The sequence below is a fragment of the Haloferax sp. Atlit-6N genome, assembly GCF_003383195.1.
Lineage (GTDB): Archaea > Halobacteriota > Halobacteria > Halobacteriales > Haloferacaceae > Haloferax > Haloferax gibbonsii.
The window spans coordinates 1,548,166-1,569,752 of the sequence record NZ_QEQJ01000001.1; the positions used below are offsets into that span (position 1 = coordinate 1,548,166).

Consider the following 21,587-nt stretch of genomic DNA (forward strand, 5'->3'; position numbering starts at 1 on the left):
AGCGGGCCGAAGACCTTTCGCGCGAGGCACCGACAACGCACTCGATGACCACGATTCTCGTCCTCGACCGCCCCACGCACGGAATCCCGGCGTCGGAGTACGCCGCGGCCCTCCGCGAGCGCCTGCCCGACGCGACCGTCCGCCATCCGAAGACGACCGCGGAGACGCTCGACGCCGCGCGCGACGCGACCGTTATCACCAGCACGTCGCTCCCCGACGACGTGCTCGCCGCCGCCGACGAACTCCGACTGTTCGCCGGCGCGGCCGCCGGCTACGACCACCTCCCGCTGGAGACACTCCGCGAGCGCGGCGTCCTCGTCACCAACGCCTCCGGCGTCCACGGCCCCAACATCGCCGAACACGTCCTCGGCTCCCTGCTCATGATTACCCGCCGACTCGACGAGGGGCGCCGCCGCCAGCGACGCCGCGAGTGGCGACACTTCCAGTCGTATGGCGAATTGCACGGCTCGACGGCCACCGTGGTCGGCCTCGGTGCCATCGGACAGGCGGTCGTCGAGCGACTCGACGCGTTCGGCGTCGAGACCGTCGGCGTCCGCTACACGCCGGAGAAGGGCGGCCCGGCCGACGAGGTACTCGGGTTCGACGACCTCGAATCGGCGCTCGTCCGCACCGACTTCCTCGTGGTCGCGTGCCCGCTGACCGACGAGACGCGCGACCTCATCGACCGACGGGCGCTGAGCGCGCTCCCCGAACACGCCGTCTTCGTCAACGTCGCGCGCGGCGGTATCGTCGACACCGACGCCCTCGTCTCGCACCTCCGAAGCAACCGGCTCCGCGCCGCCGCCCTCGACGTGACCGACCCGGAGCCGTTGCCCGAAGACCACCCGCTTTGGAGCTTCGAGAACGTCTACATCACCCCGCACGTCTCCGGCCACACGCCGCACTACTGGACGCGGGTCGCCGACATCCTCGCCGAGAACGTCGAGCGACTGGCGTCGGCGTCGGAAGGCGAAACGCCAACGCTCCGCAATCAGGTGCTTCCGAGTCCGGAATCGGGCCCCGGACCGGACTCGCCGTCGAACCCCGACGCGAACCCCTGAGCTACTTCCCGCGACGAATCGTAGGCCCGGGCGATGACGACGCTCGCGTTCGGCCTCGACGCCGCGACCTATCTCGCCTTCTGCGGCGCGGCGGTCGCGCTCATCCTCGCGCCCGGACCCGACACGATGTACGTCCTCGCTCGCGGCCTCGACGGGCGCGGGCCGGGCGTCCGGTCGGCGTTCGGCATCGCCACGGGCGTCCTCTTTCACACGCTCCTCGCGACGGTCGGCGCGGCGGCGCTCTTTCGAACCGTCCCCGAGGCCGCCGCGGCGCTCAAGTACGTCGGCGCGGCGTACCTCGTGTACCTCGGCGTCACCGCCCTGCGGAACGGCGAGTTCGACCCCTCGGTCGAGACCGACGCCGGGGCGAGCTTTCGGCGGGGCGTCCTCGTCAACGCGCTCAATCCGAAAGTCGCGCTGTTCTTCCTCGCGTTCCTCCCCGGCTTCGCCGGACGCGGCGCGGGAACCGGGATACGGATGGCGAGTCTGGGCGCGACCTACGCCGTCCTCACGGCGCTGTACCTCTCGGTCGTCGCGCTCGGCGCGAACCGACTCGGGTCGAGACTCGCGGAGACGCGGGTCGCGAGCGCGCTGAACTACGTCGGCGCGGGGACGATGCTGCTGCTCGGGGTCGTCCTCGTACTGGAGTGACGGAAAAGAACGACGGACCGATTACTCGTCTTCGCCGAGCAGGCGCTCGACCATCCGTTCGGGGTCGAACTTCTCGATGTGGTCGTAGCCCTGTCCCACACCGAGGAACAGGATGGGCTTGCCCGTCACGTACGCGATGGAGATGGCCGCGCCGCCGTTGGAGTCGGCGTCGGCCTTCGTCAGAATCGCGCCGTCGATGGCGGCCGCGTCGTTGAACTGCCGGGCGCGTTCGACCGCGTCCTGCCCGGCGACGGCCTCGTCCACGAAGAGGGTGAGGTCGGGGCCGACGACGCGGTCTATCTTCTCCAACTGCGCCATCAGGTCGTTCGAGGTGTGGAGCCGACCCGCCGTGTCGCCGAGGACGATGTCGATGTCGTGAGCCTCGGCGTACTCGACGCCGTCGTAGATGACCGCCGCCGGGTCGCCGCCCTGCTCGTGGGCGATGAGCTTCTTGCCGAGCGCCTCCGCGTGCTCGCGGATTTGCTCGTTCGCGCCGGCGCGGTAGGTGTCGCCGTTGGCGAGCACCGTCGAGTAGCCCTGCTTTTCGAAGTAGCGGGCGAGTTTGGCGATGGTCGTCGTCTTCCCGACGCCGTTGATGCCGGTGAAGATGAGCGTGACCGGCTTGTCCGCCTCGGCGATGCGCTGGTCGAAGTCGAACTGCCCGACGCTGATGACCTCGTAGAGCGCGTCGTGGAGCGCCTCGGAGACGAGTTGCCCCGTGCTCTGGACCTGCTTTCGCGTCTCGCCGATGAGCTTCTCGCGGATAGTTTCGAGAATCTCCTCTGCGACCTGCATCTCGACGTCGCTCTGGAGGAGCGCCATCTCGAGTTCCCAGAGGGGGTCTTCGAGGTCTTCTTCCTCGATGACGACCTTCCCCGTGGCGAACGCGGCGGCGCGTCGGAGCCGACCCGGACCGGACGACCCGTCTTCGTCTTCCTCCGCCAGCGCGGCTTTCGCGGCGTCGGAGGCGAGCGACTCGCGCGGCTCGGCCTCGTCGGGCGCGGGTTCGTCCACGTCGGCCGCAGGTTCGTCGACCATCTGCTCGTCGGCCGCCGCCGTCGCCGGTTCGGGCTCGGGTTCTCCCTCCGCGGTCGCCGCGGCCTGTTCGGGCGCGGAGTCCGCGTCGGTCACCGACTCGGCGTCCGCGGGAGCGTCGTCGACCGCGTCGGCTTCGGAATCGACGTCCGCGTCGCCGACGGAGTCGGTGTCAGCGGGTTCGGACGCCTCGGGTTCGACCGCCGCGTCTGCTGGTGCTGATTCCGCTTCCGCGTCGGCCTCGGTCTCGGCCTCGTCGGCCGCCGCTTCGGCCTTCTCTTCGGCGGTCTCTTCAACGTCGTTACGGAAGCGGTTGAGTTTCTTCTTCAGTCCGTCGAACATCTGAATAGTAGGAGGTGGGGGTTACCTTACTCGTCGTCGCCGTCGCCGCCCTCGCCCTGCATCTGCTGCATCTGCTGCATCTGCTGTTGCTGCATCTGCTGTTGGGCCTGCATCGCCTGCTCTTCGATCTCGTCGCTCTCCTCTTCGAGCTCTTCGATCTGGCCGCGGATGCTCGCGATTTCCTCGTCGAGCGCGTCCTGCTTGCGTCGCAGGGTCTCGATGGCCGTGCCCTGTTCCTGTTCGGCGGCGTAGCTCGCGCCGAGGGAGACGACGATTTCGTCGATGTCCTGGACTTCGGCGCGGAGATACGCGTCGCCGCCGAGGGGGACCTGCACCGTCGAACCCGTCTCGAGCGTCTCGATGGCCTCGACGGCCTCGTCGATCTCGTCCTTCTCGTCGTTCAGGTCCGAGACCTCGCCTTCGAGGGATTCGATTTCCTCGTCGAGGGCCTGCAGTTCCTGGGAGAGCTGCTGAAGTTGCTGCTGACCGCCACCCATCATGCCGCGGACACCTCGTTGAGTTCGACCTTCGTACGCTTGATTCCGTGCTCGCTCCCGATGAGCGAAAAGGCGCGTTCCTGTGCGACGTTCTCGTTCGGTGCTTCCACAGTCTTCGTGAACTCGTGGACGACGCCACGGCTCGTGAAGCTGCCCGCGATAATGAACTGGCTCATGCACGTCGGTCGGGTGGCGAGCGGGAAAGGTCTTCCTACTCGGAGCGAAACTGAAGCGAGAAACGGGGGGACGCGAGGCCCTCAGTCGATGTAGTCGAGGGCGTCTTCGATGCGACCCAGTTCGGGGCCGGTCGTGTCCTCGCCGACGATGTAGCCTTCCTCGTTGGCGACGAGACCGGAGCCGACGAGCGGTCCACCGTAGTTTATCGTCCCGATGTCGGCGCGAACGTCGAGGAGCGCTTCGAGCGCTTCGAGTTCGGGTTCGCGCGACTTCGGGTGGCAGAGGACGCCGCGGTTGTTGGCGACGGCCGCCATGCCGACGGTTCGAACGTCCGCGAGGTCGCCGCGTTCGACGGGGACCTCCAGGGCCTCCTCGACGGCCGAGACGGCCTCGTCGGAGAGGTCCGCGTGGACGTACGCGCCGTAGTCGTTCGCGAGAACGACGTTGCCGGCGGCGTTGATACGACCGGGAAGCTCGTAGAGCGGGAGGTCCACGGCGTCGGTGAGGGCCTCCTTCTCGCGGGACGTCGCGCGGCTCGACACGAGAAGTCCGTTCTCGTTACCCGTCGCTAACGCACCGACCGTGCCCGACCCGCCGACGGTCGTCTTGACCAGCGGCACGTCGAGTTCTTCGGCCATCTGCTCGGCGAGCGAGTCGTCGGCGTCCGGGCGGACCAACAGCGCGTCGTCGGTCGCGCGAGCGAAGACGCCGATGTAGGACGAACCGGCGAAGGAGGCGCGAAGCACCGTTTACTCGGCCGGTTCGGCTTCGACGACTGACTCGCCGTCCTCGTCGAAACGCGCGGCGCGGACGCGGAACTTGCTCGGCGGGCTCTGCCGACCGTGCGCCCAGATGTCCTCGTTGATCTGCGTGTCGAGACGCACGTTCTCGGCGTCGACCTTGAAGTGCTTCGCGAGGTGCTCGCGGATGAGCGTCATCGAGCGGCCCGCGCGTTCGTGTGCCGGGACCGCCTTCACGTCTCGGAGCGGGACGGTGACGACGCGCTCCTCGAAGTCGTTTGCGCTCATTGCTTACTCGTCCGTGTTGCTTCGCCGCCAGTTGCGACGCTTGGGGTTTCGCGTGACTTCCATGTCCGTCTTGAGCATGACCCACGCGGGGACGCGACTGTTCTGGCGTTCGAGCTTCGCCAGACGCTTCTTCTTAGACTTCGACTTCTTACCCATAGTGGGCTACACTTTCCATCCTCCGCATAAAATCTTGTTCCTTCGCGTTTCAGGCGTGTGAGGGGCGTCCGCACGCCCGAATCGGCGATAACCCGGCGTTCTCCCGGGGCGACGACGCGGGCGGGCGACCGAACCGACTCATTCAGTACCGGCGGCGCGAAATCCGAATCGAATGAGTCGGGCCAGAACCGCCGTCGCCTTCCTCGCGCTCTCCGCCGTCTGGGGGAGCGCCTTCCTCGCCACCGACATCGCCCTCCGGACGGTCCCGCCGGCGTTCCTCGGCGCGGTCCGCTTCGACGTGGCCGCGCTCCTGTTGTTCGCCGTCGCCGTCGCCCGCGGCGACCGGGTCCTCCCCGCCGCCCGCGACGAGTGGCGACCGATTCTCGCCGGCGGCGCGTTCAGCATCGGCGCGCACCACGCCCTCCTGTTTTCGGGGCAGGTGTACGTCCCCGGGTCGGTCGCGTCGGTCCTCCTCGGCATCATCCCGCTCACGACGCCGACGCTCACCCGCCTGACGGCCGCCCGCGAGCGGCTCTCGGCGCACCGAATCGTCGGGCTCGTCCTCGGCTTTCTGGGGCTCGTCGTCATCGCCAACCCGGACCCGGAGAACCTGCTGTCGTCGAATCTCGTCGGCGCGGCGCTCGTGTTCGGGTCGGCCGTCGCCTTCGCCCTCGGCGCGGTGCTGACCCACGACAGCGAGACGGAGATGTCGCTGCTCTCCGTGCAGGCGTGGATGATGCTCGTCGGCGCGGTCACGCTGCACGTCACGAGCGTCGCCCTCCCGTGGGAGTCCGCCGCCGACGCGGCGTGGACCCAGACGACGCTCGTCGCCACCGGCTACCTCGCGGTCGTCGCCGGCGCGGGCGGCTTCCTGCTGTACTTCTGGCTCCTCGACCGGGTCGGCCCAATCGAGGTGAGCCTCCTCGAATACGTCATCCCGATTTTCGCCGCCCTCGCCGACTGGACCGTCCTCGGGCGCGTGCCGACGCGCGCCACCGTCGCCGGCTTCGCGCTCATCTTCGCCGGCTTCCTGCTGTTCAAACGCGAGGTGATTCGGGGCGAACTCCGGCGTATCGTGGACCGCCGTCGCGGGCGGCGGTCGACCGACGACTGACGCGCCTCACAGCGAGAACCGCGTCACCGTCTCGTACTCGGGACCGTCGGGGCCGCGTTCGCTCTTCTTCAGTCGCACCTCGCGCACCCGAAACGTTCCGACCGTCGGCGACTCGTCCTCGACGACGCGCCGGACGAGGTCCTTCCCGCGGGCGTCGTCCATGCGGGCGAGCGTGACGTGCGGCGTGAAGTCGTGGCCTTCGGGGTCGAAGCCGATTGCCGTCGTCTCGCGCTCGATAGCCTCGTGCAGTCGCGTCAGCTCGGCCGCGCCGTCGTCGACGCCGACCCAGACGACCCGAATGTAGTCCAGCGAGGGAAAGACGCCGAGTCCGCCGAGCGAGGCGTCGAAGGGGGCGACCCCGGCGGCGTCGACGGCCGATTCGACCGCGTCTCCCACCTCGTCGACGCGGTCCGGCGGCAGCTCTCCGAGGAACTTCAGGGTGACGTGCGCCCCCGCGGGGTCGGTGAACCGAAGCCCGTCCGCGTCCGAAAGCCGGTCCTGCACCGCGGCGACGCCCGCCGCGAGCGAGTCCGGGAGGTCGACCGCGAGAAAACAACGCATGGCAGATAGTTGACCCGAGTCGGATGTTAACGTTCCGCCGGGTCGCGGTCGGCGTCGCCCGCGCGGTCGTCCTCCTCGGGCGTCCACGTCCGGGCGATGCTGAACGCCTCGCCGTCGACGAACGTCACCTCGTACACGTCGGGCATCGTCAGGCCCGACCAGAACTCGCGCCCGTAGCGCGGGTCGTAGGCGTTGAACACGAGCGCCATGAGCGTCCCGTGGGTGCCGACGACGACGTGGCGGTCGGGGTAGGCCTCGACGAGTCGGTCCACGGCGGCGACGCCCCGCGCCTGCGCCTCGGCGTGGGACTCGCCGCCGGGGTGCGACGCGTTCGGGTTCGCCCAGAGGTGTTCGACCGCCTGTTCGAAGTCGTCGACGTGCGACCCCGCGAGTTCGCGCTCTCTGAGGTCCTCGTCGACGATGAGCGGGGCGTCCGCCGCGTCGGCGACGCCCTCGACCGTGGCGCGGGCGCGCTCGTACGGGCTGGTCGCGACCACGTCCGCGAGGTCGGCGAGGCGGGCCGTGACGCGGGCGGCGTCGCGGCGGCCGCGACGCGAGAGGCCGCGGGTGCGCTCGGCGTCGGGGACGTACGGTGCGTGGGCGTGCCGGACGAACGACACGACCGTCGTCGGGGGCGCGGACATTCGGAGACGCTCGCCCGCGGGAGGCTAAAAAGCGGTCGGTGTCGTCCCGCTGACGCAGCGTTTAACCGCCGTGACGCCCAAGCGCGGCTATATGACCGACGACGGCAAGCGACCCCACCGCTTCTCGGAAGGGCAGGGGTTCGACGAGGACTACTCCGACTTCTCGCTCGACCCGCCCGAACTCTCGGTGGACCCGACGAAGGTCGACCCGGTCGACTCGCGCGTCCTGACCGACATCCTCGACCAGCGGAACATCGACCCCGAGGACGTCGACATCGAGAAACTGCTCGACGTGGCGCTCTCGTACATGCAGATAAACCGCTTCGAGGAGGCCACGGAGGCGTTCGAGCGCGTCGCCCGGTTCGCCGGCGACGACGACAACATCGCCCAGGAGGCGTGGGTCAACAAGGGCGCGGCGCACGGCCAACTCGAAGAGTGGGACGAGGCAATCGGCTCCTACCGAGAGGCGCTCAAACTCGACGACGACAGCGAGCACGCCGCGACGGCTCACACCAACCTCGCGTACGCGCTCTGGGAGGCCGGCCAGACGGCCGACGCGCTCGACCACGCGGAGCGCGCCGTCGAACTCGACCCGCGCTTCCCGCAGGCGTGGTACAACCGCGGCTTCTTCCTCCACGAGCGCGGCCTCAACGAGGACGCCGTCAACGCCTTCGACAACGCCATCCGCCTCGGGATGCGCACTCCGGGCGTCCACGAGGAGAAGGCGCGCGCGCTCGAAGAGCTCGGCCGCGACGAGGAAGCAGAACAGGCTCAGCAGCAGGCCGACGACCTCCGCGAGCAGGCCGAAGCGGAGCTCGTCGAGGAGTACTAGGATGCTCCTCCGCGAGCGGGAGACCCCCGAGGGGCTCCTCGTCTCGGTCTGCGACCCCGACTGCATCGGCGAGACCTACACCGACGACGGCGTCTCGCTCGACGTGACGGAGGACTTCTACGGCGGCGACGAGGCCGAGACCGCCGACGAAGACGCCGTCGTGGACAGCCTCACCCGCGCGACCGTCGCCAACATCGTCGGCGAGGAGTCCGTCTCGGTCGCCATCGACGCCGGCCTCGTGGACGAGGAGACCGTCCTCGAAGTCGGCGGCACGCTCCACGCGCAACTGCTCTGGCTCCGCTGAGCCGCCGTCGAAAACTAGTTTTCCGGCCTCCGGCCGCTACAACGCTACGCCGGCCGCTCGACACCCGTAATCTCGAAACGAGCGCCGCCGCGGTCGGCCTCGGTGACGCCGATGTCCCAGCCGTGCGCGTGAGCCGCCTGCGCGACGATGGACAGGCCGAGGCCGGTCCCCTCCTCGCCCGTGGAGTAACCCGCCTCGAACACCTCGTCGCGCGTCTCCGCGGGGATGCCGACGCCGTCGTCCTCGACGTAGAAGCCCGTAGCGTCGCCGTCGCTATCGCCATCGAGGACGCCGACCGTCACGGTCAGATGGTCGGTCCCGCCGTGCTCGACCCCGTTCCGAAACAGGTTCTCGAACACGTGTCCCAGCAGGTTCGGGTCCGCCCGGAACTCGAACGAGTCGGCGACGACGAGTTCGGCCGAGCCGGTCTCGACGTGCTCCCACGCGGCCGACGCGCGCGTTTCGAGGTCGACGGTCGACAGTTCCTCGACCGCGTCGTGGCGGGCCAACACCAGCGCGTCGGTGATGATGTCGTCCATCCGGTCGAGCGCGCCCGCGACCGGTTCGAGTCGGTCGGCGGCGACCGCTTCGTCGAGGAGCGATTCGACGTAGCCCGCCGCGACCGAAAGCGGGTTTCTGAGGTCGTGCGAGAGCATCCGGGCGAGGTTCTGGAGGCGTTCGGCCTTCTCTTCGGCCTCCAGTTCCGCGCGCTTTCGGTCGGTGATGTCGAGGTGCGCAATCTGGACGTAGGTGTCGCCGTCGTCGACGAATCGGGTCGCTCGCATCGTGAACCAGAGGCGCTCGTCGGGCGTTTCGCAGGGATATTCGAAGGAGAACTCGTCTCTCTCGCCGTCGATGACGGCGCGGATGCCCTGGCTGGCCGTCGTCGCGTCGTCGGTGGTGCTGAGGTCGCAGACCCCGAGGTAGTTCGTGCCGACCGAACTGCTGTCGCCCTGATAGTCGTGTTCGGTTCCGAACTCCCGCCACGCGCGGTTGGTGTAGAGGATGACGCCGTCCTCGTCCAGAATCGCGAGCTGCGTCGGGAGCGCGTCGAGGCTCGAAAACGCGAGCGAGGACGAGGTGACGTTTGACATTGGTGAATGGACGGGCGTGAGCTACTTGATTCGTTTGGGTGAGTGAGCGACACGTCGCCACCGCATCGCGATTGCGTCACCGCCACCGGCCACAGTTGCCGGCTGACGAAACCGAAATCGGTTGCAGAGCCGCGTGCGGACCGAAGACGTGTTGTGCCTACGGGGGCAACTCACACTCAATGAGAGTGCAGGAGTCGTACCCCGTCGACGTCGACGCCATCCGAGCGGATTTCCCCATCCTCCAGCGGAAGGTCGGCGGCGACATCTCGACGCCGGGTGAGCACGACGACGACGACACGCCGCTCGTCTACCTCGACAACGCCGCGACGAGCCACACGCCGGAGCAGGTCGTCGACGCCATCGTCGACTACTACCACGGCTACAACTCGAACGTCCACCGCGGCATCCACCACCTGAGCCAGGAGGCCTCCGTCGCCTACGAGAACGCCCACGACCGCGTCGCGGAGTTCATCGGCGCGTCCGGCGGCCGCGAGGAGGTCGTCTTCACGAAGAACACCACCGAGTCGATGAACCTCGTCGCCTACGCGTGGGGCCTCGACGAACTCGGACCGGGCGACTCGGTCGTCATGACCGAGATGGAACACCACGCCTCGCTGGTCACGTGGCAACAGATTGCCAAGAAGACCGGTGCCGAAGTTCGCTACATCCGCGTCGACGACGACGGCCGCCTCGACATGGAGCACGCGAAGGAACTCATCGACGACTCCACGAAGATGGTCTCGGTCGTCCACGTCTCGAACACCCTCGGGACCGTCAACCCGGTCTCCGAACTCGCCGACATGGCCCACGAAGTCGGGGCGTACGCCTTCGTCGACGGCGCGCAGTCGGTCCCGACCCGCCCGGTCGACGTGGAGGACATCGACGCCGACTTCTTCGCCTTCTCGGGTCACAAGATGTGCGGGCCGACCGGCATCGGCGCGCTCTACGGCAAGCGCGACATCCTCGACGAGATGCAGCCGTATCTCTACGGCGGCGAGATGATTCGGAGCGTCACCTACGAGGACTCCACGTGGGAGGACCTCCCGTGGAAGTTCGAGGCCGGCACGCCGCCCATCGCGCAGGGCGTCGGCTTCGCCGCGGCCGTCGACTACCTCGACGACATCGGCATGGAGAACGTCCAGGCCCACGAGGAACTGCTCGCGGAGTACGCCTACGACCGCCTCGGAGAGTTCGACGACATCGAGATGTACGGCCCGCCGGGCGACGACCGCGGCGGCCTCGTCGCGTTCAACCTCGACAGCGTCCACGCCCACGACCTCTCGAGCATCCTCAACGAGCAGGGCGTCGCCATCCGCGCCGGCGACCACTGTACCCAGCCGCTGCACGACAAGCTCGGGGTGGCGGCCTCGACGCGGGCGTCGTTCTACATCTACAACACGCGCGAGGAAGTCGACAAACTTGTCGACGCCATCGACGCCGCTCGCGAACTGTTCGCCTAACGCAGACCCGTTCCGCGAACGTAGTGAGCGGACCGACGAGCGAGGGGAGGCACGGGGTGCCGAACCGAGTGAGGAGCGTTTTTGGTCCAGCTTTTGCCGAGCGAGTGAAACGAGCGCAGCGCAAAAGGTGGTCTCACGACACGCGCGAGGAAGTCGACAAACTGGTCGACGCCATCGACGCCGCTCGCGAACTGTTCGCCTGAGTACCCGATTTTTCGTGGTGTCGGGGCGCGACCGCCCCAATACATTTGTCCCGCTGACACGTCGTCGGAGCGTATGCTCCAATCGCTGACCGGCTTCCTCGTCGAGACGCTCCGCGAAACCGTCGCGGAGTTCGGGACCGCGGTGCAGGACGCCGCGCCGAAGGTGCTCACCGCGGTCGTCTTCCTCGCGCTCGCCTACGTCGGCATCAAGGCGATACTGTTCGTCGTCCGGGGCGTGCTCGACGGGCTGTACCCCGAAGAGCAGGACCTCGTGGTCGAACTCGGGGTCGCCGTCGCGGGCGTGTTCCTCTGGTTCGGCGCGGCGCTCGCGCTGTTGAACATCGTCGGGATGACGGAAATCGCGGCGAGCCTCGGCACCGCGACCGGCTTCATCGCGCTGGGCGTCTCCTACGCGCTGTCGAACATGATAGCCGACACGGTGGCGGGCGTCTACCTGCTTCGAGACCCCGATTTCAACCCCGGCGACCGGGTGAAGTCGGACCCGGTGACGGGGACGGTCAGCTCCATCGAACTCCGCAAGACGCGCTTCGAGAACGACGAGGGCGACACCGTCGTCGTGGCGAACCGCGACGTCGAAAAGAAGTGGACGAAGTACGACGCGGAGGCGGCCGCGGACGCGTCGGCGTCGGGTCCGACGTAAGCGACGAATTCGGCCGAATCGCCGGCCCCGGAATCCTTTTACGGCGCTCGGGCGTAGCCCCGACGAACACCAATGGGCATTGGCTCAGACATGTATCGTCAGCAGATAATGGACCACTACAAGAACCCCCGGAACCACGGCCGGCTGGAGTCGCCGACGTTCACCCACACCGGGGAGAACCCCTCCTGCGGCGATACGATTACGATGGACGTGCAGCTCGCCGACGACGGCGAGACCATAGAGCGCGTCGCGTTCTCCGGCGATGGCTGCGCCATCAGTCAGGCGTCCGCGAGTATGCTCACCCAGCGACTGCCGGGCACGACGCTCTCGGAGCTGGCGGAGATGGACACCGACGACATCACCGAGATGCTCGGCGTCGACATCTCGCCGATGCGCATCAAGTGCGCCGTCCTCGCGCGACAGGTCGCACAGGACGGCGCGAAGATTCACGACGGCGAGATAGAAATCGAGCAGACGAAGACCGAAGGCGACGACGACTGAGCCGCCTCCCCTCGGCGGCGAATCGGCGACTCCCCGAACCGAGCGCGAGTTATTCTTCTTCCGTCCCCGCGCCGAGCGCCGCCGCCAGCGCGACGAGGTAGCCGAGCCCCGCTTTGACCTCGGGGTCGCGGGTGGCCCGCAGGAGGCCGACCGCTCCCACGGGCGTCGCCTCCGCCTCCTCCGCGTCGCCGACGGCGCGAAGCAGGCGCTTCATCCCCGCGACGGTGTCGGGGTCGGAGGCGTCGTCGGCGACCTCGGCGAGTGAGGTCCCGGTCCGCGCGAGCGAGCGCACCATCTCGTCGTCGAGCGCGCCGACGCCGAGTTCGAGCACGTCGATGAGGTCGTTGACGAGGCCGAGTCGCTCGACGAGGAGGGCGACCTCCTCGGGGTTGTTCTCGATGGCCCGCACGAGTTCGTCGGGCACCGTCTGTTCGGTCGCTGTGGTTGATTCGTGGTCCTGCATTGGTCTCACCTCAGAGCATCCCCCTGGCGGTCAGCCAGTACGATTCGTTGTACGCGTGTTTCGCCCAGTGGATGGGCTTCGACGGCTGGCGCATCGTCGCGGGCGTCTCGTAGTCGAACGAGACGAACGACGCCTCGTCGAGGCCGGTCTCGACGAAGCAGACGGTCTTGCCGTCGTACCGCTTCGTCGGGGTGCGCCCCCGGACTTCCGCGGCGATTCGCTCCGCGACCGTGAACGCCTGGAAGTGCGCCGCACTCCCGGCTTTCGGGATGGGGAGCGCCGCCGTGTCGCCGATGGCGTACACGTCCTCGGCGGCGGTCGCGCGGAGAGTCCGCTGGTCGACGTCGACCCAGCCGGCGTCGCCGAGGCCGGAGTCGATGATTAGCTCATCGCCGCGGTGCGGCGGGATACCGACGAGCAGGTCGTAGTCCACCTCCGCGCCGTTCTTCGCCGAGACGACCCGTTCGTCCGGGTCGACGGCGTCGACGACGAAGTCGGTCTCGACGCGGACGCCCCGCTCGGCCAGAATGGGGTCGGCCCACTCGGCGACCTCGGGCTTCCCGTGGCTCCGCGCCATCGGGTACGTGTAGACGAGGTCGGTGTCCTCGCGCAGTCCCCGGCTTCGGAGCCAGTCGTCCACGATGAACGTGAATTCGAGCGGCGCGGCCGGACACATGTGGGGCGTCCCGACGACGCTCAACACGAGGCGGCCGCCGTCGAACTCGGCGAGGGCGTCGCGGAGCCGTTCGGCCCCCTCGGCGCTGTAGAAGTGGTGCGCGCCCTCCCGGAAGCCGGGCACTGCGTCGGGGTCGAGCTTCGCGCCGGTCGCGAGGACGAGCGTGTCGTAGTCGAGCACCTCGTCGCCGTCTTGACAGTAGAGGCGCTTTTCGTCGGTGTCGACCCGGCGGACGCGGTTGGTGACGATGTTCACCCGCTCGTCGACGAGGTCCCGCAGGTCGCGGACACCGTCCTCCGGTTCCGCGACTCCGAACGGGACGTACAAGAACACCGGCTTGTAGACGTGTTTCGTGTCGTCGGAGACCAGCGACACCTCCACGTCGCCGTCGTCTATCTCCGACGCGAGTTCCTCGGCGAGACGGTTCGAAACCACCGTCCCACCCGTGCCACCGCCAACGACTACGATTCGGTTCGTCATGGAGTTCACCTACCTAAACGGTGGGCCGCCGACGGGATAGTATTGCGAGCTGTTTCCAACATTGTGGGAACCGAGGGACGGCGCGGCCGCTCGGGGCGGTGAGGAGGAAGGGAGAATGTGGTGAAAACCGAGGGCGTGTGGGGAACGGGGTTCGGGGAGTCGCGTAACGTCGCCCGGCTGACTTCGCGGGCTAACGTCGGCTTACTCGGGCTTGAGACCCGCGTCCTGCACGCGCATGATGGCCTCGCCGTCGGCGAGGTTCGGCGCGTCCACGAGGCGGACGATACGCTTGTCGCCCTTGGACTTGCGGAGGTAGATACGGAACGTCGAGGTGTGGCCGAGGATGTTGCCACCGATGGGCTGGGTCGGGTCGCCGAAGTAGGAGTCGGGGTTCGACGCGACCTGGTTGGTGACGAGGATGCCCGTGTTGAACAGGTCGCCGATGCGCATCAGGTCGTGGAGGTGCTTGTTGAGCTTCTGCTGGCGCTCCGCGAGTTCGCCGCGGCCGACGTACTCGGCGCGGAAGTGGGCGGTAAGCGAGTCGACACAGAGGAGGCGGACCGGCCACTCGGTGTCCTCGTGCTCGCCGGCGAGTTCCTTGGCCTTCTCGGCGAGGAGAATCTGGTGGTTGGAGTTGAACGCCTTCGCGACGTGAATCTTGTCGAGGACGTCGTCGACGAGTGCCTGCATCGTCTCTTCGTCGTCGACGGAGCCTTCGATTTCGCGGTCGGCGAGCGTGGCTTCGAGCACGTCGTCTTCGAGGCCGCGAACCATGTCGTCGATACGCTCCGGGCGGAACGTGTCTTCGGAGTCGATGAAGATACACCCGCCGCCGAGGCCGCCCTGTTCGGGCGGAAGCTGGACGTTGACGGCCAGTTGGTGCGTGATCTGGGACTTACCGGCACCGAACTCACCGTAGACTTCGGTGATGGACTGTGTTTCGAGACCGCCGCCGAGGAGTTCGTCCACCTCGTCTATCTGCCAGCTCAGCTTGCCGATCTGCTGGCGTCGTTCGAGGACCATGGAACCGGTCTCGAAGCCGCCCACGTCGGCCGCGTCGCGGGCCGCGTTGATGATGTCGGAGGCCGTGCTGGAGCCGATGTCGGCCTTGTTCGACAGTTCGCCGGGGCTGGCGACCGCGATGGACTGATAGCTGTCGTAACCGCTCTCGACGAGTTTGTCGGCCGTCGCCGGGCCGACGCCGGGGAGACTTTCGAGGTCGTCTTCTGCCATACCCAGTCGTTCCGCCTATACCCTCATAAACCCTCGTTAACAGCAAGGTGAAAGTGAAATCGGAAGACGCGCCGGGGTCGGCTGTCGGGTCACCACGGAGGTTCAAGGGCGATGTCGCGGAGTTAGGACGGACAGGTGGGAGAACTGGGACGGAGTCCGAAGCGGCCGGGAGCGTTAGCTAGCGCGAAAGTGAAATTGGGGGAGAGGTGGCGGCCGCGAGCGAGTCAGGAACGTCGAAAGCGCGCGGTCAGTCCCACGGGTGGCCGTTCGGCGTCGACGGCCACAGCGGGTACCAGTAGCTCTCGTCGTCCTCTATCGACAGTTCGCCGTCGAGGACCGATTCGAGCTTGAACTCCAGACTCTGATTCCGCGTCGAGGAGCCCTGCGGGGCGAAGGGGTAGTACGCCCCGCGGCGGAACGAGTAAATCCAGTAGGCGCGGTCGCCGTCGCGCTCGAAGCCGAACAGGGCGGCGAGCAGGCGCGAGCCGTAGCCGCGCTCGATGAACTCGTCGGCGGCGAAGTGGACGCTCGTCACGAGGTCCTCGGGGTCGTCGTCGGCGAGGACGACCCAGTTGTAGCCGTGGCCGTCAGTGTGCCGGCGGAACTCGGTGCCGGTCTCCTCGCTCCCGGCGGTGAGGATGTCCTCCACGGCGTCGACGGTGTCCGCGAAGTCGGTGCTGTCGACGGAGGAGAAACACAGCGCCGCCTCGTCGGCCGAGTCGAACCGGAGGTCGGCCTCCATCGTCAGGTAGGCGGTGCTCATCCCGAAGAGGTCCTCGGGGTCCGCCTTGGTGGTCGCGTCGGACTCGGCGCTGATGCCGAGCATGGCGCGGAATGAATCGAACAGTCCCATCGGAACTCAAGCGGTCTCCATCTCGCGCTCCAGGTCGCGGAGGCGCTCGACGCGGTTCTCGGTGGAGGGGTGGGTGCTGAACAGGCGACCGATGAAGTCCGACTTGATGGGGATGATGAAGAACGCGTTCATCTCCGAGGTGTCGCGCATGTCGCGCTTCGGGACGTTGTCCATCCGGCCCGAAATCTTGAGCAGCGCGGACGCCAGCGCCGAGGGGCGGCCGGTGATGACGGCGGCCCCGCGGTCGGCGGCGTACTCGCGGTACCGCGAGAGCGCCCGAATCAGGAGGTACGAGATTATCCAGACGGCGAGCGACGCGAGGATGGCGACGATGACCGGGGCGTTCTGTCGGTTGTCGTCGCCGCCGAAGAACCAGCCCCAGCGGACGATGAGGAAGGCGATGCTGGAGAGGAACGACGCGATGGTCATGACCATCACGTCGCGGTTCTTCACGTGCGCGAGCTCGTGGGCGATGACGCCCTCTAACTCGTCGTCGTCGAGGGTGTCCATCAGGCCGGTCGTCACGCAGACGGCCGAGCTCTTCTGGGAGCGCCCCGTCGCGAAGGCGTTCGGGACGCGCGTGTCTGCGATGGCGACCTTCGGCTTCGGGAGGTCAGCCTGCTGAGAGAGGCGACCGACCATCGCGTGGAGCTTCCGCGCCTGCGGGCCGTCGTCCTCGTCGACGACGCTCGCGCCCATGCTGTACAGCGCGATTTTGTCGCTGAAGAAGAACTGCGCGAAGAGGAAGACGCCCATGAACCCGGCCATGACGGCGAGGCTCTGGAAGTAGGCGAACAACACCCCCGCGAAGACGATGTAGAGGGCGAACAGGAGGAACATCGTGAGCGCCATCCGCCCGCGAAGTCCCCAGTCCGGTTTCCAGTTCATACCACGTGATTAGTAATCCGGCTAATAAACGCTGTTGGAGTGCGAAGGTGTCGCACGGGAGCGCCCGAGGCGTGAAGAATCGGGACATATCGTTTTGCCGCGGGAGCGCGTAGTTCCGGGTGACATGTTCGCCGATAGGGAAGACGCGGGCCGCCGACTGGCGGACCTGCTCGACGAGCGAGAAGAGGCGGCCGACCTCGTGTTGGCCATCCCGCGGGGCGGGCTCCCGGTCGGCAGGGAGGTCGCAGACCGCCTCAGAGCGCCGCTCGACGTGGTGGTCGCGTCCAAGGTCGGCGCGCCCGACAACCCCGAACTCGCCGTGGGGGCGGTCGCGGGCGACGGGAGCGCGTGGTGGAACGACGACCTGCTCTCGTACCTCGACGTGGGCGACGACTACCTCGACCGCGAGCGCGAGCGCGAGGCCGGAGCGGCCAGAGAGAAGGTGTCGCTGTATCGCGGCGGCGACCCGCTTCCCGACGTGGACGGAAAGCGCGTCGTCGTCGTCGACGACGGCGTCGCAACCGGCGCGACCGCCCGGGCGTGCCTGCGGCAGGTCGTCGCGGGCGGCGCGGAGCGCGTCGTCCTCGCGGTCCCGGTCGGGCCGCCGCACACCCTCTCGGACCTCGAAGCCGAGTGCGACGCCGTCGTCGCGGTCGAGTCGCCGGAGGCGTTCGGAGCCGTCGGCGTGTTCTACCGTGATTTCGCGCAGGTCTCCGACGAGGAGGCCGCGTCGTACCTGCGCGACGAGGCGGGCGAGTACTGAGCCGACGCACGGCTACTGAGGCACGCATCGACGACAGTCGGGACTCACCGGCGCGGCCGTGACGCCGAACTTAAGCGGTCGAGCGGACTAGAGCCGTCAATGAGCGAATCCCGCGACTTCTGCCCTCGGTGCGGCGACCCGGTTCCGGAGCGACCGGAACCGCTCCCCGGGATGCCGCGCGAGCGCGACGACGTGCTCTGCGACTCGTGTTACTTCGAGGACTTCGACCTCGTGGATGCACCCGACAAGGTGCAGGTCCGCGTCTGCGCGCAGTGCGGCGCGATTCACCGGGGCAACCGGTGGGTCGACGTCGGCGCGCGCGACTACACCGACATCGCCATCGAGGAGGTGTCGAACTCCCTCGGCGTCCACCTCAACGCCGAGGAGGTCCGCTGGGGCGTCGAACCCGAGCAGATCGACGAGAACAACATCCGGATGCACTGCCACTTTTCGGGCGTCGTCCGCGGCACGCCGCTGGAGGAGTCCGTCGTCGTCCCGGTGAGCATCGCCCGCGAGACCTGCCAGCGCTGCGGCCGCATCGCAGGCGGCTACTTCGCCAGCCTCGTGCAGGTCCGCGCCGACGACCGGACGCCGACGACGGACGAGGCCGAGACGGCCATCGAAATCGCCGAGTCCTACATCGCCGAACGCGAGGAGAAGGGCGACCGAGACGCGTTCATCTCGAGTATCAAGCGGACGCCCAACGGCCCGAACATCAAGATTTCGACCAACAAGATGGGAAGCGGCGTCGCGAAGCAGATTCGCGAGCGCTTCGGCGGCACCATCGAGGAGCACCCGACGCTCGTCACGGAGGACGGCGACGGCAACGAGGTCTACCGCGTCACGTTCGTCGCCCGCCTGCCGCGGTTCACCGCCGGCGACGCCATCGACCCCGAAGACGGCGACGGGCCGGTTCTCGTGCGGAGCAACCGCGGCCGGCTCAAGGGGACGCGTCTCACCTCGGGCGACCCCTACGAGTCGGAGTTCGAGGAGGGCGAGCGGCCCGAGGCCGAGGACCTCGGCTCCGTCGAGGACGCGGCGGAGACCACCGTCGTCACCGTCGAGGACGAACACGCCGTGCAGGTGCTCGACCCCGAGACGTACGAGGCGAAGACCATCCCCCGGCCGGACTACTTCGACGCCGACGCCGCGATGGTGCCGGTCCTCAAGAGCCAGTCGGGACTGCACATCCTCCCGGACGAGGTCGTCGAAGACGAGGACGAAGAGTAAGCAGACCGCAGCGAAGAGAGACGGAACGCGGCGACGACGTTTGTGCTTTTACGAATCGTGGGTCGACCGACAACTGAACAGGAAAAGCGGTCGCTCAGGAACGGGAGATAATCGAACGACGGAGCAGAATCAGTCGGCGCTGGCCGGCCGGTCCGTCGAGAGGGACGCGGCCGGAGCGTCGTCTTCGTGCACGGGCACACCGTGGCGCTGGAGGGCGAGGAGCAGGTCGTCCTCGGAGTAGCCGGAGCGGGCGGCCGCCTGCGAGAGTGTGAGTGTCCCACTACGATACAGTGTCATCGCCGTGGCGAGTGCGTTGGTGTGCATGGCCGATACTCCATCATTCAGTGGCATTGGTGTTAACTATTTCGTGAGAAAGCGTGTCAAAGACAAAGTTAGGAGAACTATAGCTTTACAAACCTTACCCTATTTCCGCATCTCGTTCGCCAAACGGCCAAACACATTAACAATCATTGAGGAAATGTGTCGGAGGCGGCGACTCTCTTGGACACTATGGCGATTTTTGCCGCTCGAACGGGACGAGATGACATGACACCGCCGGGACGGCGCGGTCTCGGGGACGATGTTATCACTCGTGCGAACCGGTGCAGAAGCGTTAATTACCGGCCGTCCAACCCACAGCCATGGACCGACAGCAGGTTATCGCGCTGACGCTCGTCGCGCTCATGATTGGGTCGGCGCTGTTCTCTGGGGCCAGCCTCCTCCTGTAATCACTCGCCCCACACGTCCGAAAGCGGGTGATTGCTCCGGCCGCCGTCGTCCGAACCGCCGGACGAGCCGCCGCTCTTGCGACCGCCGGAACCGCCGGCCGACGCGCCACCGGAGCCGCCCGCGCGACTTCCCGAAGAACCCGAACCGCGAGTCGAACCGCCCCGCGAGCCAGAGCTACCACCCGACGCTCCGGACGACCGACTCGTCGAGCCGCCGAGGTTCGCGGTCCCACCAAGCGCGTTGTCCGCGTTTCCCCCGCGACCGCCCGCCGCGACGGGGTCGAACTCGGGGAGGTCGGGTTTCGTCATGCGGTCGACCTGCGCCGCGAACCAGTCGGGCATGTCGGTTCGCGTCTTGTCGAACAGTTGGAGCAGACTGCTGTCGGCGACGTAGGTGTCGCCGTAGTCGTCTGGCGCGCGCACGACCCGGCCGCACGCCTGAATCACGGTCCGGAGGGCTGCGCGGCGGTACCACGCCCACTGGCCGTCTTCGAGGCGACGGGCGACCCTGGAGTCGTTCGTGTTGAGGTAGGGCGCTTTGCAGAGCACCTGCCAGCGACAGAGGTCGCCTTTCAGGTCCAGCGCCTCCTCCATCTTCACGGAGAGGAACACCTCCGGTCGGTCGGTCGCCTTCCACGTCTCCAGTTCCACGTTTCGGTCGTCGCGGTCGTGGCCGCGGACGCGGTTGCCGAGGCCCATCTCGGCGAGGCGGCGGCGAAGCTCCGCCTGAATCGCGTAGGAGTGACAGTGAATCAGGCCCTTCTCGTCGGGGTGTTTCGCCATCAGGCGGACGGCGAGGCGAGCGATTTTCGGCAGCGTCTCGTCGCGGTGCTCGTAGGTCATCTTCCCCTGCGTCACGTCGTACAGCGGCCGGTTCTCGACGGGGAAGGTGTGTTCGACGTCCACGAGCGCGACCTTCGAGGGGTCGAGGCCGACCGACCGGCAGAACGCCGCCTTGTTGAGGATGGTCGCCGACAGGAGCGCGAACTTGTTCCCGCGGTCCCAGACGGTGTGTTGGAGGTACTTCGCGGGGTCGAGCGGCTTGATGGCGATGGGCGAACCCTCGCCGTCGTGCTGGTCGACCACCCACGTCGTCGGGCTCTGGGGGTCGCGGTAGTCCTCGACGAACCACTTCAGCTCGCCGATGAGTTCCTGCAGACGGTCGCGGCGGGCGGCCTCCTCGGGCGTCAGTTCGGACTGCGTGAGCAGTTCGTCTTTCTCGCGCTTGCAGACGCCGACGAGCGTCTCCGCGAAGCGCGAGGCACGTTCGACGGGGTCGCCCGCGGCCGCGACGTCCGGCACGCCGATGTCGTCCCACACCGGCACGGTCCGGGGCTTCAGGTCGATGGTCGCGTACATCTCGGCCCACTCGGCCAGCCCGTGGGCCTCGTCGACGACGACCACGTCGCGCTTTCTGAACACGTCGGAGCCGGCGGTCTGCATGAAGTACGCGAGCGTCATCGCCGCGATTTGGCGGTTCGAGGCGATGGCGCGGTCGGAGAAGTACGGACAGCGGTGCCGGACCGAGCAGTCGAAGCCGCGCTTGCGGGCGCAGGGAGCGCGGTCGACCGGGGTGTCTTCCTCGCCGCGGATGATGCAGTTGTAGTTGGACTTGCCGCGGATTATCTTGAGGTCCGAAAGCAGGTCGTCCTCGGCCACGTCGTCAAGTTGCGACACCTGCGGGGTCGTGTAGTAGGCGTCGGTCGCCTGCGCGGGCGACGTCTCGTCCACGGTCGCCGCCGACCCCGCGATGGCGCGAGCGAGCAGCGACTTGCCGCTCCCGGTCGGCGCGCGGACCAAGACCACGTCGTTGCCGTCGGCGAAGGCGTCGCGGATATCGCGCAGGGCCTGTTCCTGCGCGCCGCGGAAACTGGGGGCCGGAAACGAGTCGATGATGCGCGACGGGTCCACGGTCGATGGAGTCCTCGGACGGGCCTAAATCCACCGCTCCG

The 21,587-nt window shown here is 67.7% G+C and carries 26 protein-coding genes; 10 read left to right on the top strand and 16 right to left on the bottom strand.

The window, feature by feature from the left end; genetic code table 11:
* Window positions 1-44: 44 nt before the first annotated feature.
* Together DEQ92_RS08100 and DEQ92_RS08105 are read left to right on the top strand one after the other, a co-directional pair.
* Window positions 45-1,061: a D-2-hydroxyacid dehydrogenase gene (locus DEQ92_RS08100; protein ID WP_115820642.1), complete on the top strand. Its 1,017-nt coding sequence runs from the start codon at window positions 45-47 to the stop codon at window positions 1,059-1,061.
* Window positions 1,062-1,094: 33 nt separating this feature from the next.
* Entirely contained in the window at window positions 1,095-1,712 is a 618-nt protein-coding gene (locus DEQ92_RS08105; RefSeq protein ID WP_115804388.1) for a LysE family translocator, read from the top strand.
* A gap of 21 nt (window positions 1,713-1,733) precedes the next feature.
* Here the strand turns inward: DEQ92_RS08105 and ftsY are convergent, their stop codons facing one another.
* The 6 genes from ftsY to DEQ92_RS08135 form a co-directional block, all read right to left on the bottom strand.
* A complete protein-coding gene (gene ftsY, locus DEQ92_RS08110) occupies window positions 1,734-3,089 on the bottom strand; it encodes a signal recognition particle-docking protein FtsY (protein WP_004973926.1) in 1,356 nt (451 codons plus the stop codon).
* Window positions 3,090-3,115: 26 nt separating this feature from the next.
* Window positions 3,116-3,586 carry a prefoldin subunit alpha gene (pfdA, locus tag DEQ92_RS08115; RefSeq protein WP_008091152.1) on the bottom strand — a complete coding sequence of 157 codons (471 nt, stop codon included), beginning with the start codon at window positions 3,584-3,586 and terminating at the stop codon, window positions 3,116-3,118.
* Window positions 3,586-3,762: a 50S ribosomal protein L18Ae gene (rpl18a, locus tag DEQ92_RS08120; RefSeq protein WP_004973929.1), complete on the bottom strand. Its 177-nt coding sequence runs from the start codon at window positions 3,760-3,762 to the stop codon at window positions 3,586-3,588. Before rpl18a ends, pfdA begins: the two co-directional genes overlap by 1 nt.
* A gap of 81 nt (window positions 3,763-3,843) precedes the next feature.
* Window positions 3,844-4,509 (bottom strand): translation initiation factor IF-6, encoded by a 666-nt coding sequence (locus DEQ92_RS08125; protein WP_115820643.1) that lies wholly within the window; start codon window positions 4,507-4,509, stop codon window positions 3,844-3,846.
* A 3-nt stretch (window positions 4,510-4,512) separates the two neighbouring features.
* Window positions 4,513-4,791 (bottom strand): 50S ribosomal protein L31e, encoded by a 279-nt coding sequence (locus DEQ92_RS08130; protein WP_004973931.1) that lies wholly within the window; start codon window positions 4,789-4,791, stop codon window positions 4,513-4,515.
* Window positions 4,792-4,794: 3 nt separating this feature from the next.
* A complete protein-coding gene (locus DEQ92_RS08135; RefSeq protein WP_004045214.1) occupies window positions 4,795-4,947 on the bottom strand; it encodes a 50S ribosomal protein L39e in 153 nt (50 codons plus the stop codon).
* 172 nt (window positions 4,948-5,119) lie between these two features.
* Between DEQ92_RS08135 and DEQ92_RS08140 the strand changes: the two genes are divergently transcribed.
* Window positions 5,120-6,061 carry a DMT family transporter gene (locus tag DEQ92_RS08140; protein ID WP_115820644.1) on the top strand — a complete coding sequence of 314 codons (942 nt, stop codon included), beginning with the start codon at window positions 5,120-5,122 and terminating at the stop codon, window positions 6,059-6,061.
* Between the two features lie 6 nt (window positions 6,062-6,067).
* On the opposite strand, the gene thpR is transcribed toward DEQ92_RS08140, so the two are convergent.
* Both thpR and DEQ92_RS08150 read right to left on the bottom strand, forming a co-directional pair.
* Window positions 6,068-6,622, bottom strand: a complete 555-nt coding sequence (thpR, locus tag DEQ92_RS08145; RefSeq protein ID WP_115804387.1) for an RNA 2',3'-cyclic phosphodiesterase — start codon at window positions 6,620-6,622, stop codon at window positions 6,068-6,070.
* 26 nt (window positions 6,623-6,648) lie between these two features.
* On the bottom strand, window positions 6,649-7,266 hold the full coding sequence (locus tag DEQ92_RS08150; RefSeq protein WP_004973934.1) for a histidine phosphatase family protein: 618 nt from the start codon (window positions 7,264-7,266) through the stop codon (window positions 6,649-6,651).
* 91 nt (window positions 7,267-7,357) lie between these two features.
* On the opposite strand from DEQ92_RS08150, the gene DEQ92_RS08155 reads away from it, so the two are divergent.
* Entirely contained in the window at window positions 7,358-8,098 is a 741-nt protein-coding gene (locus DEQ92_RS08155; RefSeq protein WP_004973935.1) for a tetratricopeptide repeat protein, read from the top strand.
* A 1-nt stretch (window position 8,099) separates the two neighbouring features.
* Window positions 8,100-8,402, top strand: a complete 303-nt coding sequence (locus DEQ92_RS08160; protein ID WP_004968868.1) for a DUF424 domain-containing protein — start codon at window positions 8,100-8,102, stop codon at window positions 8,400-8,402.
* Between the two features lie 44 nt (window positions 8,403-8,446).
* On the opposite strand, the gene DEQ92_RS08165 is transcribed toward DEQ92_RS08160, so the two are convergent.
* Window positions 8,447-9,496, bottom strand: coding sequence for a PAS domain-containing sensor histidine kinase (locus tag DEQ92_RS08165; RefSeq protein ID WP_004973936.1), 1,050 nt, complete (start codon window positions 9,494-9,496; stop codon window positions 8,447-8,449).
* A 185-nt stretch (window positions 9,497-9,681) separates the two neighbouring features.
* Here DEQ92_RS08165 and sufS point away from each other — a divergent pair, with 185 nt between their 5' ends.
* The 3 genes from sufS to sufU all read left to right on the top strand — a co-directional run bounded on the left by sufS (window position 9,682) and on the right by sufU (window position 12,321).
* Entirely contained in the window at window positions 9,682-10,956 is a 1,275-nt protein-coding gene (sufS, locus tag DEQ92_RS08170) for a bifunctional cysteine desulfurase/selenocysteine lyase SufS (RefSeq protein WP_233510307.1), read from the top strand.
* A gap of 276 nt (window positions 10,957-11,232) precedes the next feature.
* Window positions 11,233-11,820 (top strand): mechanosensitive ion channel domain-containing protein, encoded by a 588-nt coding sequence (locus DEQ92_RS08175; protein ID WP_050458444.1) that lies wholly within the window; start codon window positions 11,233-11,235, stop codon window positions 11,818-11,820.
* Between the two features lie 72 nt (window positions 11,821-11,892).
* Window positions 11,893-12,321 (top strand): Fe-S cluster assembly sulfur transfer protein SufU, encoded by a 429-nt coding sequence (gene sufU, locus DEQ92_RS08180; RefSeq protein ID WP_004973939.1) that lies wholly within the window; start codon window positions 11,893-11,895, stop codon window positions 12,319-12,321.
* A 49-nt stretch (window positions 12,322-12,370) separates the two neighbouring features.
* On the opposite strand, the gene DEQ92_RS08185 is transcribed toward sufU, so the two are convergent.
* The 5 genes from DEQ92_RS08185 to htpX all read right to left on the bottom strand — a co-directional run bounded on the left by DEQ92_RS08185 (window position 12,371) and on the right by htpX (window position 16,914).
* On the bottom strand, window positions 12,371-12,784 hold the full coding sequence (locus tag DEQ92_RS08185) for a DUF1641 domain-containing protein (protein WP_004973940.1): 414 nt from the start codon (window positions 12,782-12,784) through the stop codon (window positions 12,371-12,373).
* Window positions 12,785-12,794: 10 nt separating this feature from the next.
* Complete coding sequence (locus DEQ92_RS08190) at window positions 12,795-13,940, bottom strand: NAD(P)/FAD-dependent oxidoreductase (RefSeq protein WP_004973941.1); 1,146 nt, start codon at window positions 13,938-13,940, stop codon at window positions 12,795-12,797.
* 201 nt (window positions 13,941-14,141) lie between these two features.
* A complete protein-coding gene (gene radA, locus DEQ92_RS08195; RefSeq protein ID WP_004973942.1) occupies window positions 14,142-15,173 on the bottom strand; it encodes a DNA repair and recombination protein RadA in 1,032 nt (343 codons plus the stop codon).
* Between the two features lie 247 nt (window positions 15,174-15,420).
* Entirely contained in the window at window positions 15,421-16,026 is a 606-nt protein-coding gene (locus DEQ92_RS08200; protein WP_004973943.1) for a hypothetical protein, read from the bottom strand.
* A gap of 6 nt (window positions 16,027-16,032) precedes the next feature.
* On the bottom strand, window positions 16,033-16,914 hold the full coding sequence (gene htpX / locus DEQ92_RS08205) for a zinc metalloprotease HtpX (RefSeq protein WP_004973944.1): 882 nt from the start codon (window positions 16,912-16,914) through the stop codon (window positions 16,033-16,035).
* Between the two features lie 124 nt (window positions 16,915-17,038).
* Between htpX and DEQ92_RS08210 the strand changes: the two genes are divergently transcribed.
* Both DEQ92_RS08210 and DEQ92_RS08215 read left to right on the top strand, forming a co-directional pair.
* Complete coding sequence (locus tag DEQ92_RS08210) at window positions 17,039-17,677, top strand: phosphoribosyltransferase (RefSeq protein WP_004973945.1); 639 nt, start codon at window positions 17,039-17,041, stop codon at window positions 17,675-17,677.
* Window positions 17,678-17,776: 99 nt separating this feature from the next.
* On the top strand, window positions 17,777-18,907 hold the full coding sequence (locus tag DEQ92_RS08215; protein ID WP_115820645.1) for a 60S ribosomal export protein NMD3: 1,131 nt from the start codon (window positions 17,777-17,779) through the stop codon (window positions 18,905-18,907).
* 129 nt (window positions 18,908-19,036) lie between these two features.
* On the opposite strand, the gene DEQ92_RS08220 is transcribed toward DEQ92_RS08215, so the two are convergent.
* Both DEQ92_RS08220 and DEQ92_RS08225 read right to left on the bottom strand, forming a co-directional pair.
* Window positions 19,037-19,231: a UPF0175 family protein gene (locus DEQ92_RS08220; RefSeq protein WP_008091125.1), complete on the bottom strand. Its 195-nt coding sequence runs from the start codon at window positions 19,229-19,231 to the stop codon at window positions 19,037-19,039.
* A gap of 404 nt (window positions 19,232-19,635) precedes the next feature.
* Window positions 19,636-21,546, bottom strand: coding sequence for a helicase C-terminal domain-containing protein (locus tag DEQ92_RS08225; protein WP_004973948.1), 1,911 nt, complete (start codon window positions 21,544-21,546; stop codon window positions 19,636-19,638).
* Between the last annotated feature and the right edge of the window lie 41 nt (window positions 21,547-21,587).